The following is a 15085-nucleotide window of genomic DNA, read 5'->3' on the forward strand; positions in this document are numbered from 1 at the left end:
GGCCCCCGTTTGCGGCAGGTTCGCCGCAACCGGAGGATGAAATGACCCTGACGCTGACCCGCCCTGCCCTGCTGCTGTTCCTGTCCCTTGCCCTGCCGCAAACCGCCGGCGCGGTGACCAGCCAGGGCGCCTGCACCATCTCGCAGCCCGTGGTGTCGCAGATGGCGCAGATGGTGAATGCCGAGCGCCAGGCCCACGGCCTGCCGCCGCTGAAGGTCGATGCCAAGCTGAATACCGCTGCCCAGGCCCATGCCTGCGACATGGCGTCGAAGGGCTATTTCGACCATGTCGAGCCGAATGGGTCGACGCCGAAGGTCCGGGTCAAGCGCGCCGGCTTCCGCACCTGCCTGACCGCCGAGAACATCTCGCTCGACTGGAAAAGCCCGGAACGGGCGATGCAGGCGCTGATGGTCTCGCCCGGGCACCGCGCAAACATCCTGCGCCGCGGGATGACCTCGCTCGGCATCGGTTACGTGCCGCGGCAGGGCAATGCCGGCCCCTGGTTCGTGCAGGTCTTCGCGAAGGGCTGCTGAAGGCACAGCAAAAGGGCGGCCCGAAGACCGCCCCTGTTGCCTGGTCCCTTGCGGGTCGGCTCAGCTGTCACGCCCCATCGCGACCTGCGGGTTCACGATGGTGTTGCGGTTCTGGTGCGAGACGACGAAGGCCACCGTCTGCAGATCGCCTTCGCGCTGCGCCTTCTGCACGCGGATCAGCTCGGCCGTGGTGTAATCGGCCGGGTTCAGCCCGACCTGCGCCGCGATCTGCGCCTTGCCGGCGGTCACCGCATCGCCCTGCGCCGCGCCCACGCGGTTCAGGAAGTAGTCGTAGGTGCTCTGGTCGCCCGCATCGCGCGCGCCGAGCAGCTGATGCAGCTCCGTCGCGCTGTAGGCGCCGGCATCCACGCCCAGATAGTTGGCGATCTGCTGCAGGCCCGGGTTCGTTTCGGCCGCCGAAGCCACACCCGCCGAAAGCACCAGCGCAACCGCCGCGTAAGTCATGTTCCGTTTCATCTTTTCTCTCCGTTCCTTGGAGCCGGGGCGGTCATCGCCGCATCCGCACAGCTCCGTCCGTCTTGTCAGTCTGTCGGCCGAGCCGGCCCGGCTCAGCTGTCACGCCCCATCGCGACCTGCGGGTTCACGATGGTGTTGCGGTTCTGGTGCGAGACGACGAAGGCCACCGTCTGCAGATCGCCTTCGCGCTGCGCCTTCTGCACGCGGACCAGTTCCGCCGTGGTGTATTCGGCCGGGTTCAGCCCGACCTGCGCCGCGATCTGCGCCTTGCCGGCGGTCACCGCATCGCCCTGCGCCGCGCCCACGCGGTTCAGGAAGTAGTCGTAGGTGCTCTGGTCGCCCGCATCGCGCGCGCCGAGCAGCTGATGCAGCTCCGTCGCGCTGTAGGCGCCGGCATCCACGCCCAGATAGTTGGCGATCTGCTGCAGGCCCGGGTTCGTTTCGGCCGCCGAAGCGACACCCGCCGAAAGCACCAGCGCAACCGCTGCGTAAGTCATGTTCCGTTTCATCTTTTCTCTCCGTATCCTCGACTTTTCAGTCGGTTATCTGTCCGCTTCGGGTTTCCCCTTCGCTGTGAGAGTGAGATAGGCCTGTTCGAATTAATTGAAAATGGCGATGATTAAACATGACAATGCGCATTTTTGCACAGACATGACCCCTTGAAATTTCGGCGGGGCAGATGAGGGGACGGGGCAGAGGCCCTTCCCTCGGGGGGGTGTTTCGCCTATCTAGCGGAAAACCCGAATTTCCCCGAAAGGTGCGCTGAATGGCCTCGTATCAATACGTCTATCACATGGACGGCGTCTCGAAGACCTATCCGGGCGGCAAGAAATGCTTCGAGAACATCCGCCTGAACTTCCTGCCCGGCGTGAAGATCGGCGTCGTCGGCGTCAACGGTGCCGGTAAATCGACGCTCTTGAAGATCATGGCGGGCATCGACAAGGACTTCCAGGGCGAGGCCTGGGCCGCCAAGGGCGCCAAGGTCGGCTATCTTGCCCAGGAACCGCAGCTCGATGACGCCAAGTCCGTGCGCGAGAACGTCATGGAAGGCGTCGCGGAAAAGACCGCCAAGCTCGAACGCTACAACGAGCTCGCGATGAACTACTCGGACGACACCGCCGAGGAGATGGCGCGGCTGCAAGACGAGATCGACGCCGAGAACCTGTGGGATCTCGACAGCCAGGTCGACATCGCGCTCGAGGCGCTGCGCTGCCCGCCCGACGACGCCAATGTCGCCACCCTCTCGGGCGGCGAGCGGCGCCGCGTGGCGCTGTGCAAGCTGCTGCTCGAGGCGCCCGACATGCTGCTCCTCGACGAACCGACCAACCACCTTGACGCCGAGACCATCGCCTGGCTGCAAAAGCACCTGATCGAGTACAAGGGCACGATCCTGATCGTCACCCACGACCGCTACTTCCTCGACGACATCACCTCCTGGATCCTCGAGCTCGAACGCGGCCGCGGCATCCCCTACGAGGGCAACTACTCCGCCTGGCTCGAGCAGAAGGCGAAGCGGCTCGAGCAGGAAGCGCGCGAGGACAAGGCCAAGCAGAAGGTCATGGCCAAGGAACTCGAGTGGATCCGCGCCGGCGCCAAGGCGCGTCAGGCGAAGTCGAAGGCCCGTATCGCGGCTTACGAGAAGATGGCGGACCGTTCCGAGAAGGAACGGGTCGGCACCGCGCAGATCATCATCCCGAACGGCCCGCGCCTTGGCGGCAAGGTGATCGAGCTCGACGGCATCTCGAAGCATTTCGGCGACAAGCAGCTGATCGAGAACCTGTCGTTCTCGATCCCGCCGGGGGCGATCGTCGGGGTGATCGGCCCGAACGGCGCCGGCAAGTCGACGCTGTTCAAGATGATCACCGGCCAGGAGGCGCCCGACGCCGGCACCGTCACCATCGGCGAGACGGTGAAGCTTTCCTATGTCGACCAGTCGCGCGACGCGCTCGACCCGGAGAAGAACGTTTGGGAAGAGATCTCCGGCGGGGCCGAGCTGATCCAGCTCGGCGAGGCCACGGTGAACTCGCGCAGCTACGTGGGCGCCTTCAACTTCAAGGGCTCGGACCAGCAGAAGAAGGTGGGCCTGCTTTCGGGCGGTGAACGCAACCGCGTGCACATGGCCAAGCTGCTGAAATCGGGCGGCAACGTGCTGCTCCTCGACGAACCGACGAACGACCTCGACGTGGAAACGCTGCAGGCGCTCGAAGCGGCAATCGAGGATTTCGCCGGCTGCGCGGTGATCATCTCGCACGACCGCTTCTTCCTCGACCGTCTGTGCACCCACATCCTCGCCTTCGAGGGCGAGGCGCATGTCGAGTTCTTCGAGGGCAACTTCGAGGATTACGAGAACGACAAGATCCGCCGCATGGGCCCCGACGCCGCCGAGCCGAAGCGCGTGAAGTACAAGAAGTTCAGCCGCTGAGCTCTGGCCGCGCCGCACCGGCGCGGCACTCCCCTGCCCCGGCCTCTGCCCGTTTCCCGCGGGCGGGGGCCTTCTCTTTTCCGGGCTCCGTCCTGCGAAAGCCCCGCGGCCCCGGACCGGAACCGCGCCCCCCGCTTTCTCCTTGCCGAAAAAACCTCGGGGTGAGGCCGCAGGCCGAGGGGCAGCGCCCCTTCACCCCGCTCAGCCCCGGCGCTTCCCCCGGCCCTCGGAGAGCCAGGCCGCCACGCTCAGAAGTGCGGCAAGCGCGAGCCAGGCCCAGGCGGGCAGCACCGGGCTCACCCGGATGTCGGCCACCGCCGCCGCACCGCGCGGCGTGATGCCGATCCAGCCGCGCCCGGCGGACGGCCGCCCCTCGCGCACCGTGCGCAGCGCAGGGATCCCGTCCTCGAGCCGGCTCACCCCGCCGCCCGAGGCCTGCACGGCGGCGCCCAGCGGGCCGGCGCTCGCGATCGTGCCCTCGAACTCGCGGGGCGAGGCGGGGCCGAGCGCCACCACCCGCTCCAGATCGCCCTGCTTCAGCCGGTAGAGCCCCGGCCCCGGCGCCTGCCAGCGCGCGCTGAACCGGCCGGGCCCCGCCTCGGTCAGTGCCAGATCCTGCGTGCTGCCATCGGGCAGCGTCACCGTGACCGGCCTAGGCGCCTCCTTCATCGTGCGCCGCGTCACGGTCAGCGACAGGCTGCCCGGCTCGACCTCGGCGATCAGCGCCTCTTCCTCGAGCTCGGGTTCCTTCATCTCCCAGTGTGCGATCCGGCGCAGAAGTTCGAGCTGCGGCCCGCCGCCCTCGAAGCCGCGATCCCACAGCCACGGGTGATCCGAGGCGAGCAGCGCCACCCGCCCCTTGCCGGCATGCGACAGCACCAGAAGCGGCTTGTCCTCGGCGCCCTTCATCACCACCTCGCCGGTGGCGTCGGTCAGCTCGATCTGGCGCAGCCAGCGGCCCCAGTGCTTCGGCCCGGGTTCGCCCTCGGGCGGCGGTGCGCCCTCGAGCCCCGCGGTCACCGGATGGCGCAGGCCAAGCTCGGTCGGACGCGGCAGATAGGCCTCGGACAGCACCCGCCCGGTGGGCCGCGCCGGCATGATCTCGCCCAAGGGCGTCTGCCACAGGCTCTCGACGGTGGCGAACTCGGGCCCGGCCGAGATCAGCACCGCGCCGCCGCGTTCGACGTAATCGCGGATATTGGCGAAATAGGCGGGCGGCAGGATGCCACGCTCGCCGTAGCGGTCGAAGATGATCAGATCGAACTCGTCGATCTTGTCGATGAACAGCTCCTGCGTCGGGAAGGCGATCAGCGACAGTTCCGACACCGGCACGCCGTCCTGCTTCTCGGGCGGGCGCAGGATGGTGAAATGCACGAGGTCGACGCCCGCATCGGATTTCAGCAGGTTGCGCCAGGTGCGCTCGCCCGCATGCGGCTGGCCCGAAACGAGCAGCACCCGCAGCCGGTCGCGCACGCCGTTGATCTGCACCACCGCAGCGTTGTTGCGCGCGGTCAGCTCGCCGGGTGCGGGGGCAAGGGTGAACTGCACCACGTTCTGCCCGCCATGGTCGAGCGTCAGCGGCAGTTCCAGATCCTGCCCGACCTCGACGCGATAGCTGCGCGCCTCGCCGCCGTCGATGGCGATGGAGAGGTCCGCCTCGGTCCCCGCGGCTTTCGGCACCGCGCCCTCGTCGAGCACCTTGAGCCGGATCCGCGTCTCCTCGCCGATGATGCCGAAGGCGGGGGCGGTCTCGATCAGCAGGCGGCGGTCCCAGTCCTTCGCATGGCCGGTCAGCACCAGCTGCAGCGGCGCGGGCAGCGCGGGGGCAAGGTCTGCGTCATGCACCTGCCCGTCGGTGACGACGATGGCGCCGGCAACGCGGGCGCGCGGCTCGGCCGCCAGCGCCTCGGCCAGCGCCGCGCCGATCTGGGTGCCGGCGTTCTTCGCCCCGTCGGGCACGGTGATCCGGCGCAGCTCGGTATTGGGAAGCGCCTGCACCTCGGCCGCAAGGCGCGCCACCGCCGCATCGGTCTGTGCCGCGCGGTCGGACAGCGTCTGCGAGGCGGTGCGGTCGTCAATCAGCAGCACGATGTCCGACAGCGGCGTGCGCTCCTCGCGCTGCAGCGAGGGCTGCGCGAGCGCGCCCAGAAGGGCGAGGGCCGCCAGCGCGCGCAGCGCCCAGCCCCGCAGCCCGCGCCACAGCGCCAGCGCCAGCAGCAACGCCGCCAGACCCGCGCCCGCGGCAATCACCGCCCAGGGCAGCAGCGGCGCGAAGATCACCGAAAGCCCGCTCATTGCCCCAGCCTTTCCAGCAGCGCAGGCACATGCACCTGGTCGGATTTGTAATTGCCGGTCAACACATGCATCACCAGGTTCACGCCGAAACGCCAGGCGATCTCGCGCTGACGCTCGCCGGCCGAGCCGCGGCCGAGCGGGAACATCGGCTCGCCCACATCATCGACGGCCCAGGCCGAGGCCCAGTCATTGCCGCCGATCACCACCGGCGTCACGCCATCGTTCAGGTTGCGAAAGGGCATGCCCTCGGTCGTTTCGGCCTCGGCCGCGGCCTCGACCCAGATCGGCCCGTCATAGCGGCCGGGGAAGCTTTGCAGCAGGTAGAAGCTGCGGGTCAGCACATGGTCTGCCGGGATCGGTTCGAGCGGCGGGATCTCGAGCGGCGCGGCCAGCGCCTGCAGCCGCCGCCCGGCGTCGGTCGCGGTGCCGATGCCGGCCAGATCGGCGTCGCGGGTGTCGAACAGGATCATCCCGCCGCCGCGCAGGAAGCGGTTGAGTTTCGCATAGGCCGCGGCCGAGGGCGCGGGCGCGTCCGCCGTCACCGGCCAGTAGATCAGGGTGAAGAGCGCCAGATCGTCGGTCTCGAGGTTCAGCTCCATCGGCGCCGAGGGTTCGACCGTGGTGCGCCGGGTCAGCACCTGCGTCAACCCGCGCAGCCCCGCCATCGACACCCGGTCGATCGCCGCCTCCCCGGTCGGCACATAGGCGAGGACAACGTTCGAGGCGGCCTCGACAGCCCGGGCGATCGGCATCGTGTCCTCGGCGCGGGCCTGCGGCGCAAGGCCGAGGCCGGCCGCCAGAACCAGCACCGCCGTGCCCGCGCGCGGGCCGCGCAGCCGACCGGCCAGGGCGAGCGAGGCGAGGATGTCGATCAGCAGCGCGAGCAGCGCCGCCGCCAGCAGCGCGCCCTTGAGCGGCATCTGCCGCGGCGCGGCCAGCCCCTCGAGCGTCACGCCGAGCGGCCAGTGGGCCGGCGCCAGCACCCGCCCGCGGGCGAGCGCATCAAGCGCGACACTGCGGTCATCGGCGGCATAGATCCCGGGTGGCAGGTCGGGGCCCGGCGTCGCCTCGGCCAGCACCTCGCCCGCCACACCCGCGGCGGCCTCGGCGGTCTCGATCCGGCCGAAGCCATCGAGCCGCTTCACCGGCACCCAGGTGCGGCCGGCAAGATCGGAGGCCGTGGGGGCGGCGGTGCGGCTTGACACGGCGAGGCGGTCGAGCATCTGCGGGAACAGGCCCGAGAGCGGCAGGTTCGACCAGTCGGCATTCGCGGTGACGTGGAACAGCACCACCTCGCCCGCGCCAAAGGCCGCGCGGGTGACGAGCGGCGTGCCATCGGCCAGCGCGGCGATGCTGCGCTCGGCAAGTTCGGGGCCGGGCTCGGCCATCACCTGCTCGCGCACGGTCACATCCTCGGGCACGGCAAGGCCCGCGAAGGGCGAGGCCTCGGGGAAAGGTGCCAGACGACGCGGCTCGCCCCAGCTCATCGTGCCGCCGACCGAGCGCCCGCCCTGCCGCAGCCGCACCGGCAGCAGGACATCGCCCGCGGTGTCGGCCGCGGCCATGCGCGGGCCGGCGAACCGGATCAGCAGCCCGCCCTTCTCGACCCAGTCGGCCAGCGCGTCGGCCTCGGCCACCTCGCCGACATCGGCCAGGATCACCACGTCGGGGTTGGCCACCAGCGCGTCTTCCAGCGTGCCCTCGATCAGGTCGGCGGTCGGCGCCAGCGCCTGATGCAGGTAATGCAGCGGCGACAGCAGTTCGAGCCCCTCGCGCGGTGCGGCGGCGGAAATCAGCGCCACCTTGCGCCGCTTCACCGCGTCATCGGTCAAGCTGACGGCACCGGCCGAGCGGATGCCGGCAATCTCGAAACGGGCGACGCGGTTGCGCAGCTCGGGCGGCAGGTCGAAGCGGGCCACGGCCTTGGTCGCGTTTTGCGGGTGCACCGTCTCGCGCGCCAGTTCCCGCTCGATCCCCGAGGGGTCGGGGCCGATCGCGGCGATCTCGTAATCGCCCGAGACCGGGGTCGCGGACAGAAGCGGCAGCGAGACCACCCGCCCCTCGACCGTCGCGGGGCCAAGCGCCAGCACCGGCGTGCCCGGCTGCCAGACCCGCAACGCGCCGCGCGCGGTGAGGGCGGCGACCAGCCCCGCGCGCCCGGCACGGTCAAGCCCGTCCGAGAGCCACAGCGTGTCGAAGCGCCCGGCAGGCAGGATCTTCGCCGGGTCGAGATCGGGCGAGGGCTCCCAGGGCTGCGGGGCAAGGCCGGGCAGGCCGGCCTCGAGGTCGGCGGCGTTGACGAAGGCGGGCGGCGCGGGTGGCGGATCGGCGAGCGAGATCAGCGCCACCGGGCGGCCCGCCGCCGCGGCCTCGGTCAGCGCGCGCGAGATCCGCTCGAGCCGGCGCGGCCAGTCGCGGGCCGAGGGCCAGCCGCCATCCTCGACGATCAGCAGCGGCCCCTGCCCCGGCGCGACCGGCACCGGGTGCAGCACCGGCCCGGCAAAGCCGAGGATCGCCGCGGCAAGCGCCGCCATGCGCAGCGCCAGAAGCCACCAGGGCGTGCGCTCGGCCTGCACCTCCTCGTCGGCAAGGCCGGCAAGCAGCGCCACCCCCGGGAAGCGGCGGCGCACCGGCGCGGGCGGTGTCGCGCGCAGCAGGAACCACAGGATCGGCAGCGCCGCGAGGCCCAGCAGCAGCCAGGGCGCAGTGAAGCCGAGGGGGCCGAAGATCGTCATCCCCGCCCCCGCTCCAGCGCCGCATGCAGCCACAGAAGCGCCGCCTCGGGCGGGGTCGCGGTGCGGTGGGTCGAGAATTGCCAGCCCGCCTCGGCCGCCATCCGGGCCAGACGGTCGCGCCGCTCGGCCAGCCGGGCGCGGTAGCGGGCGCGCAGGTCCGCGGCCTCGCGCGTCTCGTGGCGCAGCCCGCCGCCCATCGATTCGAAGATGGTGCGACCGTCGAAGGGGAAATCCTCCTCGGCCGGGTCGAGGATCTGCAGCATCACCCCGGTCACGCCGCGATCGGCGAGCGTGCCAAGCGCCGCCGCAATCGCCTCGATATCGCCGAAGAAATCGGACAGAAACACCGCCCGCCCCTGCGCCGCGATCCCCGCGACCTCGGGCGTGCCGTAATCGGGGCCGGGGGCGGTGTCGTCGCCCAGGAGCGTGGCAAGCGTCATCAGCTGCGCCCGGCCCGGGCGCGGCGGGGCGAGCGGGCCGGTCAGCCCCACCCGTTCGCCGCCCCGCACCGCGAGCACGGCAAGCGCCAGCGCAAGCAGCCGGGCGCGCGCGCCCTTCGTCGGGCGCGCGCCCCGCCCCGAGGGGGCACCGGTGAAGCGCATCGAGGCCGAGCCGTCGACCCAGAGCGACAGCGACTGCGCCAGCTGCCATTCCCGGTCGCGCACGAATTGCGTGTCCGACCGCGCCGAGCGGCGCCAGTCGACAAAGCGCGCGGCATCACCCGAATGGGCCGGGCGGTATTGCCAGAACTCCTCGCCCGGGCCGGCGCGGCGCCGGCCGTGGCCGCCCATCTGCACCGTGGCCGCCAGCCGTTCGGCCGCGACCAGAAGCGCAGGCAGCGCGCCCGCCGTCCGCTCCGCCTCGCGGCGCAGCGACAGCGCGGCGATCTCGGGGCCGGGAAGGCTCACGCAGCCGCCTCGATCTCGATCCCGGTCACCTCGGCCGCGACGCGGGCGATCACCTGCGACAGGGTCTCGCCGCGGGCGCGGGCGGCAAAGCCGAGCGCCATGCGGTGGCTGAGCACCGGACGGGCGAGCGCCACGACGTCCTCGACCGAGGGGGCGAGGCGACCGTTCAGCAGCGCGCGCGCACGCACCGTCAGCATCAGCGCCTGCGCCGCGCGCGGACCGGGACCCCAGGCGAGGGCCTCGCGCACCACCGGCAGCGCCTCGGGCTCGCCCGGGCGGCAGGCGCGGACAAGATCGAGGATCGCCTCGACCACGCTTTCGCCGACCGGCATCCGCCGCACCAGCGCCTGTGCGGCGATCAGCTCCTCGGCCGAGAAGACGCGGATCGCCTCGGCCTCGGTCGCGCCGGTGGTGGCCAGCAGGATCTCGCGCTCGGTGTCGCGGGTCGGGTATTCGACGTCGACCTGCACGAGGAACCGGTCAAGCTGCGCCTCGGGCAGCGGATAGGTGCCTTCCTGCTCGATCGGGTTCTGCGTCGCGAGCACGTGGAAGGGCGGGCCAAGCGGGCGATGCACGCCGGCGACCGTCACTTCACGCTCCTGCATCGCCTGCAGCAGGGCGGATTGTGTGCGCGGCGAGGCGCGGTTGATCTCGTCGGCCATCAAGAGCTGGCAGAAGACCGGGCCCTCGAGGAAGCGGAAGGCGCGGCTGCCGTCGGGCGCGGTCTCGAGCACCTCGGAGCCGAGGATGTCGGCGGGCATCAGGTCGGGGGTGAACTGGATCCGGCCCGGGTTCAGCCCCATCACCGTGGCAAGCGTGTCGACGAGCATCGTCTTGCCGAGCCCCGGCAGGCCGACAAGCAGCGCGTGCCCGCCCGAGAGCATCGCGGCAAGCACCAGCTCGACCACCCGCTCCTGGCCGATGAAGCGGCGGTTGACCGAGGCCCGCGCCGCACCGAGCCTGGCGCCCAGGCGCTCGATTTCGCTCACGAGGTCTTCGGTCATGACAGTGGCTCCCTTCGGCGATATGGTCATCTGAACAGATATCCGCCCACGACCCAATCGCAAAGAGCCGATGACCGAGACCGACGCCTCACAAAAGACCGTGAAAGCCCCGAGCGCCGAGGGCATCGCCGCCGCCGCGACGCAGGCGCATCGCAAGGGGCCGCCGCCCGTGCACCTGTGGAACCCGCCCTTTTGCGGCGATATCGACATGGAAATCCGCCGCGACGGCACCTGGTTCTATCTGGGCACGCCGATCGGCCGGGCGCCGCTGGTCAGGCTCTTCGCCTCGATCCTGAAGCTCGAAGACGGGAAATACTTCCTCGTCACCCCGGTCGAGAAAGTCGGCATCCGCGTCGTCGACGCGCCTTTCGTCGCCGTCGATTGCGAGGTCTCGGGCACCGGCGCCGATCAGGCACTGAGCTTCACCACGAATGTCGGCGATGTGGTCACTGCCGGGCCAGAGCACAGGATCCGCGTCGCCCGCGCGGCCGATGGCGAACCCAGCCCCTACATCCACATCCGCCGCGGGCTCGAGGCGCTGATCGACCGCAAGACCTTCTACCGCCTCGTCGAGATCGCCACCCCCGCCCCGTTCGAGGGCGAGGACTGGCTGGGTCTGACCTCGCGGGGGGAGTTCTTCCCGATCATTCCGATGGCCGAGCTGAGCGAGGGCTGAGCGCCCGGCCGGTCACGGGTGGAGGGCACGGCGGGGGCTGCCTGCCACCGCACCCCCGGGAGTATTTCGGCCAAGAAAAAGGGCACGGGTCAGGCGCAGCCGCCCGCCGCCGCCTGATCGGCGCAGCCGGCGGCACGGGTCTCGGGTTCGAGCGTGGCGTGGCGGATGTCGAAATCGGCGGCGAGCATCGCCTTGGCCCGGGCGATGGTCGCGGCGTAATCCGCCCCCTCGGCCAGCACCAGATGCGCCTCGAGCGCGTCGCGCTTTTCATCGAGCGCCCAGATGTGCAGGTGATGCACGCCCTCGACCCCCTCGATCGCGGCAAGGCGGGTGGCGACGTCGCCGCAATCGCATTCGGGCGGGGCACCCAGCATCAGGATGCGCAGCACCGGCCGGATCTCGCCCGCGACATGCCACAGGATGATTGCCGAGATCGCGATGGTCAGCACCGGGTCGACGAGGCGGAAATCCCACAGCAGGATCATCACGCCGCCGACGATCACCGCGACCGAGGCGCCGGCATCGGCGAGGTTGTGCAGGAAGGCGGCGCGGATGTTCACGCTGTCCTTCGCCAGGCTGAAGGTCAGCGCCGCGGTGCCGAGGTCGATGACGAGGGCGAGAAGCGCCAGCCAGACCACCGGCCAGCCCGCGACCTCGGGCGGGTTCGCCAGACGGCCCGCGGCCTCGGCCAGAAGCCACAGCGCCACGAGGATCAGCGCGACATAGTTCACCAGCGCCGCCACCACCTCGGCCCGGTCCCAGCCGAAGCTCATCTCGGGGCTTGGCCCCCGCCGCGCGAGGCGACGCGCGCCGAAGGCAAGGACCAGCGCCGCCGCATCCGAGAAGTTGTGCACACCGTCGGCGATCAGCGCGACGGAATCGGCAAGCCAGCCGCCAAGCACCTGCGCGACGGTCAGCAGGACGTTGATCGCCACCGCCCAGACCACCAGCCGGTCGCCCATCTCGGCGCTCAGGTGGTGGTGCCCGTGGTCGTGGGAATGGCCGTGGTCGTGGGTGTGGTCATGCGGCATGGGGAGGTCCGGTGCTGGCGCCGCCCGGGGGCGGACGGCCGGCCCATCCTTGCGCCGCGCGCGGCCGGGGTCAATGCGCCTCGGCCCAGCTTGCCCCCTGCCCCGCCTCGACCACCAGCGGCACCGAGAGCTTCACCACCGGCTCGGCCGCGCCCTCCATGATGTCGCGCGCGGCGCGGATCAGCCGCTCGACATCGGCCTCGGCCACCTCGAAGATCAATTCGTCGTGCACCTGCAACAGCATCGTCGCGTCAAGCCCGGCGATCGCCGCCGGCATCCGGATCATCGCACGACGGATGATGTCGGCGGCCGCGCCCTGAATGGGCGCGTTGATCGCGGCGCGCTTGGCAAAGCCCGCCCGCGGCCCCTTGTCGTTGATCTCGGGGGTGTGGATCTTGCGCCCGAACAGGGTGCGCACGAAGCCGTTCTCCTTGGCGAAGGCGATGGTGTCGTCCATGTAGGCGCGGATGCCCGGGAAACGCTCGAAATAGCGGTCGATGAAGGCCTGCGCCTCGGCCCGCGGGATGCGCAGGTTGCGCGCAAGGCCGAAGGCCGAGATGCCGTAGATCACCCCGAAGTTGATCGCCTTCGCCTGCCGGCGCACCATCGGGTCCATGCCCTCGATCGGCACGCCAAACATCTCGGAGGCGGTCATCGCGTGGATGTCGAGCCCGTGATGGAAGGCATCGCGCAACGCCGGAATGTCGGCGACATGGGCAAGGATTCGCAGCTCGATCTGGCTGTAGTCGAGCGAGACGATCCGCCGGCCCGCGGGGGCGACAAAGGCCTCGCGGATGCGCCGCCCCTCGTCCGAGCGGACCGGGATGTTCTGCAGGTTCGGATCGGTCGAGGCGAGGCGGCCGGTGTTGGCACCGGCGATGCTGTAGGAAGTATGCACGCGCCCGGTGTCGGGGTTCACATGGCCCTGCAGCGCGTCGGTATAGGTCGATTTCAGCTTCGAGATCTGCCGCCAGTCGAGCACCTTGGCGGCGAGCCGTGCGGCCTGCGGGTTGGTGTCCTCGAGCGTGGTGATGTCCTCGAGCACGTCGGCGCCGGTCGACCAGGCACCGGCCTTGCCGCGCGAGCCGCCCTCGACCCCCATCTGCTCGAAGAGGATCTCGCCCAGCTGCTTCGGCGAGCCGACGTTGAAGGGCTGCCCCGCCACCTCCTGGATCTCGGCCTCGAGCCCGGCCATGCGCTGCGCGAAGACATTCGACATGCGGGCAAGCACCGCGGTGTCGACCTTCACCCCCGCCATCTCCATCTCGGCCAGCACCGGCACCAGCGGGCGCTCGAGCGTCTCGTAGACGGTGGTCACCTCGGCGCGGTGCAGCATCGGTGCGAAACGGCGCCAGAGCCGGAAGGTGATATCGGCATCCTCGGCCGAATAGGGCACGGCCTTCTCGATCGCGACCTTGTCGAAGGTGATCTGCGCCTTGCCCGAGCCCAGAAGCTCCTTGATCGGGATCGGGGTGTGGCCGAGGTATTCCTCGCTCAGCGCATCCATGCCATGGCCGTGCAGGCCGGCGAACATCGCATAGCTCATCAGCATGGTGTCGGCGATCGGGGCGACGCGGATGCCCTGCCGGGCAAAGATCTTCCAGTCGTATTTCATGTTCTGGCCGATCTTCAGGATGGCCGCGTCCTCGAGCACGGGCTTGAGCAGCGCCAGCGCCGCGGCCGGGTCCATCTGCCCCTCGGCCCGTTCGACCCCGCCGAAGAGGTCGTCGCCGCCGCTGCTGTGGCCAAGCGGCACATAGGCCGCCCGCCCCGCCGCGGTGGCAAGCGACACGCCGACCAGATCCGCCTGCATCTCGTCAAGCGAGGTGGTCTCGGTATCGACGGCCAGAACGCCCGTGGCGCGCGCCTCGGCAAGCCAGGCTGCCAGCGTTTCGCCATCGCGGATGCAGACATAGGCCGTGGCGTCGAAGGGCGCCTCGGGCGCGGCGGCAGGGGCCACGGCGGCAGCGGGGGCCGCGCCATTGCCCCAACGCTCGGCCGCCTTCTCGGAGGACGAGGCCGGTGCCGCGACCGGCGCCTCGACCCCGAACTTGTCCGCCACGCGCTTCGTCAGGGTGCGGAATTCCATCCGGTTCAGGAAGTCGATCAGCGCCGCGGGCTCGGGGTCCTTCACCTCGAGATCGTCGAGGGTGAAATCGAGCGGCGCGGCATCGTCGAGGGTGACGAGCCGCTTCGAGATCCGGATCTGGTCGGCGAAGTCGATCAGGGTCTGGCGCCGCTTGGGCTGTTTCACTTCTTCGGCGCGGGCGAGCAGCGTCTCGACATCGCCGTATTCCTGGATCAGCTGCGCCGCGGTCTTGATGCCGATGCCGGGCGCGCCCGGCACGTTGTCGACCGAATCGCCGGCGAGCGCCTGCACGTCGACCACCTTCTCGGGCGGCACGCCGAATTTCGCCTCGACCTCCTCGGGTCCGATCGTCAGGTTCTTCATCGCGTCGAGCATCTCGACGCCGCCGCCCACCAGCTGCATCAGATCCTTGTCGGAAGAGATGATGGTGACGCGCCCGCCCGCCTCGCGCGCCTGGCGGGCAAGGGTGGCGATGATGTCGTCGGCCTCGAACCCCTCCATCTCCTTGCAGGCGATGTTGAAGGCACGCGTCGCCTCGCGGGTCAGCGGGAACTGCGGGCGCAGATCCTCTGGCGGCGGCGGGCGGTTCGCCTTGTATTCGGGGAAGATCTCGGACCGGAAGGTCTTCGAGGAATAGTCGAAGATCACCGCCGCATGGGTCGGCGCATCGCCGTTCTTGGCATCCTCGATATAGCGGAAGACCATGTTGCAAAAGCCCGCGACGGCGCCCACCGGCAGCCCGTCCGACTTGCGGGTCAGCGGCGGCAGCGCGTGATAGGCGCGGAAGATGAAGGCAGAGCCGTCGATCAGATGCAGGTGGCAGCCTTTGCCGAAAGCCATGGGGTCCCTCCGTTCAGGCCCCCGTTGTGCCACAGCCGCGCTCGCCCCGAAACCCGAAACGGGGCCGCAAATGCG

11 protein-coding genes are annotated in these 15085 nt (G+C 70.3%); 3 read left to right on the forward strand and 8 right to left on the reverse strand.

Going from position 1 to position 15085, the window contains the following annotated elements; genetic code table 11:
* The first annotated feature begins 41 nt into the window (after window positions 1-41).
* Window positions 42-533 (forward strand): CAP domain-containing protein, encoded by a 492-nt coding sequence (locus AC0QTQ_RS15725; RefSeq protein ID WP_480257343.1) that lies wholly within the window; start codon window positions 42-44, stop codon window positions 531-533.
* A gap of 60 nt (window positions 534-593) precedes the next feature.
* Here the strand turns inward: AC0QTQ_RS15725 and AC0QTQ_RS15730 are convergent, their stop codons facing one another.
* Both AC0QTQ_RS15730 and AC0QTQ_RS15735 read right to left on the reverse strand, forming a co-directional pair.
* Window positions 594-1010 carry a hypothetical protein gene (locus tag AC0QTQ_RS15730; RefSeq protein WP_480257344.1) on the reverse strand — a complete coding sequence of 139 codons (417 nt, stop codon included), beginning with the start codon at window positions 1008-1010 and terminating at the stop codon, window positions 594-596.
* A 92-nt stretch (window positions 1011-1102) separates the two neighbouring features.
* Window positions 1103-1519, reverse strand: a complete 417-nt coding sequence (locus AC0QTQ_RS15735; protein ID WP_480257345.1) for a hypothetical protein — start codon at window positions 1517-1519, stop codon at window positions 1103-1105.
* A 257-nt stretch (window positions 1520-1776) separates the two neighbouring features.
* Here AC0QTQ_RS15735 and ettA point away from each other — a divergent pair, with 257 nt between their 5' ends.
* On the forward strand, window positions 1777-3432 hold the full coding sequence (gene ettA / locus AC0QTQ_RS15740) for an energy-dependent translational throttle protein EttA (RefSeq protein ID WP_121533810.1): 1656 nt from the start codon (window positions 1777-1779) through the stop codon (window positions 3430-3432).
* A gap of 201 nt (window positions 3433-3633) precedes the next feature.
* On the opposite strand, the gene AC0QTQ_RS15745 is transcribed toward ettA, so the two are convergent.
* Genes AC0QTQ_RS15745 through AC0QTQ_RS15760 form a run of 4 tightly spaced genes read right to left on the reverse strand, consistent with a single transcriptional unit; the run spans window position 3634 to window position 10374 of the window.
* Complete coding sequence (locus AC0QTQ_RS15745; protein WP_480257346.1) at window positions 3634-5727, reverse strand: hypothetical protein; 2094 nt, start codon at window positions 5725-5727, stop codon at window positions 3634-3636.
* Window positions 5724-8462: a DUF4159 domain-containing protein gene (locus tag AC0QTQ_RS15750; RefSeq protein WP_480257347.1), complete on the reverse strand. Its 2739-nt coding sequence runs from the start codon at window positions 8460-8462 to the stop codon at window positions 5724-5726. Before AC0QTQ_RS15750 ends, AC0QTQ_RS15745 begins: the two co-directional genes overlap by 4 nt.
* Window positions 8459-9370 carry a DUF58 domain-containing protein gene (locus tag AC0QTQ_RS15755; RefSeq protein WP_480257348.1) on the reverse strand — a complete coding sequence of 304 codons (912 nt, stop codon included), beginning with the start codon at window positions 9368-9370 and terminating at the stop codon, window positions 8459-8461. Before AC0QTQ_RS15755 ends, AC0QTQ_RS15750 begins: the two co-directional genes overlap by 4 nt.
* A complete protein-coding gene (locus AC0QTQ_RS15760) occupies window positions 9367-10374 on the reverse strand; it encodes an AAA family ATPase (protein WP_121533813.1) in 1008 nt (335 codons plus the stop codon). Before AC0QTQ_RS15760 ends, AC0QTQ_RS15755 begins: the two co-directional genes overlap by 4 nt.
* A gap of 70 nt (window positions 10375-10444) precedes the next feature.
* On the opposite strand from AC0QTQ_RS15760, the gene AC0QTQ_RS15765 reads away from it, so the two are divergent.
* Complete coding sequence (locus AC0QTQ_RS15765) at window positions 10445-11050, forward strand: DUF1285 domain-containing protein (protein ID WP_480257349.1); 606 nt, start codon at window positions 10445-10447, stop codon at window positions 11048-11050.
* A gap of 89 nt (window positions 11051-11139) precedes the next feature.
* Here the strand turns inward: AC0QTQ_RS15765 and AC0QTQ_RS15770 are convergent, their stop codons facing one another.
* On the reverse strand, window positions 11140-12081 hold the full coding sequence (locus tag AC0QTQ_RS15770) for a cation diffusion facilitator family transporter (protein ID WP_121533815.1): 942 nt from the start codon (window positions 12079-12081) through the stop codon (window positions 11140-11142).
* A 70-nt stretch (window positions 12082-12151) separates the two neighbouring features.
* Window positions 12152-15010 (reverse strand): DNA polymerase I, encoded by a 2859-nt coding sequence (polA, locus tag AC0QTQ_RS15775; RefSeq protein WP_480257350.1) that lies wholly within the window; start codon window positions 15008-15010, stop codon window positions 12152-12154.
* Window positions 15011-15085: the final 75 nt, after the last annotated feature.

Source organism: Paenirhodobacter sp. YD-8 (genome assembly GCF_056590935.1).